Here is a 273-nt window from a genome sequence, read left to right on the forward strand (position 1 = left end):
GTTTTATTTTTTGTCCCTTAGATACAGAATATGAATTTAAATGACAATATCCTATCCAGATAAATTTACCATTTTTATCTTTTGATTTAATGGTTACTATTTTCCCAAGATCACCCTTAGTATCTAATGCTTCAACAACTTCTCCACATAGCATTGATTTTAATTCTGTGTCAAGACTTGTTAATACATCTGTGCCTGTGTGATAATATCCCTTAGGATGACTATTATTATACCTAAGGGTTCTATGAAATCTATTTTTATTTACATTATTAC

General features: G+C 28.6%; 1 protein-coding gene. It reads right to left on the reverse strand.

All coding sequences use genetic code 11. The features are described from left to right. On the reverse strand, nucleotides 1–273 hold a 273-nt coding region (locus tag SCA31_RS23410), incomplete at both ends, for a M23 family metallopeptidase (RefSeq protein WP_410699414.1).

It is taken from the genome of Chryseobacterium sp. SIMBA_028, from assembly GCF_046535285.1.
Classification (GTDB): Bacteria; Bacteroidota; Bacteroidia; order Flavobacteriales; family Weeksellaceae; genus Chryseobacterium.